4 protein-coding genes are annotated in these 2902 nt (G+C 46.9%); all 4 read right to left on the reverse strand.

The genetic code is table 11. From position 1 onward, the window contains the following. Positions 1 to 94: 94 nt before the first annotated feature. Positions 95 to 595, reverse strand: coding sequence for a hypothetical protein (locus tag OXH39_05570; protein MCY3549911.1), 501 nt, complete (start codon positions 593 to 595; stop codon positions 95 to 97). 167 nt (positions 596 to 762) lie between these two features. Then, entirely contained in the window at positions 763 to 1323 is a 561-nt protein-coding gene (locus tag OXH39_05575) for a hypothetical protein (protein MCY3549912.1), read from the reverse strand. A 13-nt stretch (positions 1324 to 1336) separates the two neighbouring features. Then, a complete protein-coding gene (locus tag OXH39_05580) occupies positions 1337 to 2119 on the reverse strand; it encodes a hypothetical protein (protein ID MCY3549913.1) in 783 nt (260 codons plus the stop codon). Positions 2120 to 2152: 33 nt separating this feature from the next. Beyond that, complete coding sequence (locus tag OXH39_05585; GenBank protein MCY3549914.1) at positions 2153 to 2341, reverse strand: hypothetical protein; 189 nt, start codon at positions 2339 to 2341, stop codon at positions 2153 to 2155. Between the last annotated feature and the right edge of the window lie 561 nt (positions 2342 to 2902).

A 2902-nucleotide genomic window follows, 5' to 3' on the forward strand; every position in this document is an offset into this window, starting at 1 on the left:
GAGTCGAATGATTTCTCTGATAGGTAAAGCTGGCATAAGAAAAATAAAATCCTTTCGATTGGTTATTGGTTGCGGAACTTTGGCATTATCTATCTTACCTTCCTCGGAGCAACACACTCTCCACGGGCAAGGTCAAGACTTGCTCCTTTCCTGATGTTTCTAACAAGACTGAATGTCTGTCTATACCCAGAACCTTCGTCTCGGCATTTAGGGAATCACCGATCTCAACGACACGCATCTCACCTCGCACAGCGATGATGGCTTTCGACACCCACACGCCATCGGTCGCGCCCGATACCAACGTCCCAAGCAACCGATACGGTGAAACCGGACGCGGGGGTGTCCAACCGAGCGGTCGGAATAGGTTGTTGTCTATAATCGTGCGGTAAAAATCGGTGTCTTCAAACCGGACGGACTCCGTTTTTCGGCGCGGTTGTGTCCTCTCCAAAGCAAATCTTGTGCTTTCGGAGGTGACAGGTCTCTGTGGACGTGGCTGTGGGGGTGATGGCGGTGTGTGAAAGCTCACGATGAGAAACACCGCCAGACCAAAGCAAACCCCAAACATAAGATAGACAGGTTTTCGAGACGATAACAAGTTGTCTCCAGTCAAACGTCAAAAAGCGAGGCATCACGACACGGACGGACCGCTAAGTTTCGCAATGCCTCTGATTTTTCGTGTTCCCTTATTCAGTATGCCCTCGACACTCTTGGCGTGAGATCAAGGTGCTCGTACAGTTCTGATCGAGAACAAGGAACACTACTCTAATACGCATACGCATGCTGATGTGGTGAACACATACGATAAGTGTCATATTCACACGATTGACCTGAATGATTCGTTGGACATGTCCGCAGTTGGTGCTTCGCCTCTTGACACGTATAATCAAAATGGCCACAGCCATACTGTGCACGTCCATGACCGGGCATCTCGTGACCACACGCCGCAAGCTGACTCGAAATCACATCCTCCATAAAGTCCTCAACTTCTCCTGAAGTGGTACACATATCAAGAGCCGCTTGTGCTGAGGCAAGTTCTCTCTCCGCTGCGGCTAACTTCGATTCCGCCCGCTGCTTAGCCTGATCAGCGGAGACATAACTGTTCTGCGTGTTTATCTTATCAACAGCGTCTCCATCTTGGAGAAACTCAGATCCCAATACCGCACTCTTTAAATTCCCGCCAGCATTAACTTCACTGGCAAGGTTATCCCGATTCCTTTTCGCTCTATCACGAGCTGCCTCTAAGTCCGAACACGCGAAAGCGTCAAAAGGTAAGACAAAGATGGCTCCTATCAATACAACTCCTAAAATACAAATATACCTCATTAGAATTATCTCCTTAGTGCGTATGCAACGGTTCAGGACTCACAGGGTAATTTAGGGACATGCGTCTCTCATGTAAATCGTTTGTTCTTTGCGTTAGTGCTTGCAGTTGCGCCTTAAAGGCTTCCTTTTCAGAATCACTCATACGATCAAAGAACTCCCATCGTATACGTAGATTTTCCGCGTCATAGTACTGAGCTTCAAACTCATCAAACTCAGCACGGGCACGCTCCCACTCCGCATATAATGCATCATCCTTCTTCCTATGTTCAAGATCTCCAAGATACCACTGGGCTTTACGTTGGGCATCTGCTAAGACCGCATCATGCTCTTGACAATCAGGATACCTCTTGTAATGTCTGATGACGTACGTATCTTGAACACGCTGGGATATTTCATCTGCTGAGGCGGTTGCCAAGAAATCCTGAACCTCCTCGTCAGTCTTAAAGGGGACGTACCCCGTGGGAATATATGCCAAGACTGTGGGCATTGAAACCCATGCATCTGAACCGAGTTCGTTCACAGGTTCTAACACGTCCGCAGGTGTTTCGTCGGTCTCGGCATGCCACGCGTCGGTATCATGGAAGGGTTCACCTTCTTTCTTTTCTACCACGTCGGTGGGGGACGCATTTTGCGTTTGAGTCTTCCGGCGTTGTGTCGCTGTCGATTTCTTGATCTCAACGGGTTTGATAACCATAATCGGTTCTTTCGGTGATTGTGCCTGTAGCAGGTAAAGACACACACCTGCTATTGTCACGATAAACACCGATAGCGGAAGCCAATATTTTCGGATAAACATATTTTTCTCCTTTCGGTTGTTCGCCCCGCGTGTTTATCTCCTGTCCGTGTCGGGACAGATGAACGGTTGACACGGCGGCGGTTGTGTTCGAGGATGACAGATTTCGGGGGTTGGACGACAGGGAGTCTGCGTCGCGTCTTTGAAGTGCTGCGCGAAACTGAGTGTCGCCACGAGTAGAAGTATTACGATGGGTATCCATCGCGAAGTTTTATGAAACTTCATTTGGTACTCCTGTTGTCTATAGTCTGCTACGGGCATTTAGTACTATAGTGAAACCTAAATGACTATAGATTTGTATAGACAAAAGTTGACAGGGGATCGCGAGTGCGTGCTGATAGATGGCACGAAAGGGGAAAGGCAATCCCTCTGTATGCTGTATTGGGCACTAACCTAAAAGTTTGACAAAACAGTGGCGTTTTGCTACAATTAGGTTAGTGCTGACCAAACGTACACTTTGGCAGTGCCGCGTCGATTGGTGTTGCTATCACCAGTCGGCGCACCCATGAAACATAGGGGACTACCAATTACAAATAATATTGTACACAAAATGCAGAAATTTGTCAAGTATTTTTTTATAATTTTTATTTTAGTCCAATTTTTGTGTGAATCCAAGTTGCTATTCAACACGTTTTGAAAATTCGTGGATATCTTTCGCGCACTTTCCGTACGCTGTCCCTTCCTCTTCCACCCTCTAATTCTGCAAGTCACCCGTTTATAGTAAAGTTTAGCTGATATTTCTCAAAACATTGTTTGATTCAATAGTTATAGGTATTCTTGTGGGTT

The organism is Candidatus Poribacteria bacterium (assembly GCA_026702755.1).
In the GTDB taxonomy this organism is placed as follows: domain Bacteria; phylum Poribacteria; class WGA-4E; order WGA-4E; family WGA-3G; genus WGA-3G.

What these genes read in the sequence shown, in the direction of transcription:
- OXH39_05580 (MCY3549913.1), bottom strand. Translation starts at nt 2,119, where the DNA reads ATGTTTATCCGAAAATATTGGCTTCCGCTATCGGTGTTTATCGTGACA.
- OXH39_05575 (MCY3549912.1), bottom strand. Translation starts at nt 1,323, where the DNA reads ATGAGGTATATTTGTATTTTAGGAGTTGTATTGATAGGAGCCATCTTT.
- OXH39_05585 (MCY3549914.1), bottom strand. Translation starts at nt 2,341, where the DNA reads ATGAAGTTTCATAAAACTTCGCGATGGATACCCATCGTAATACTTCTA.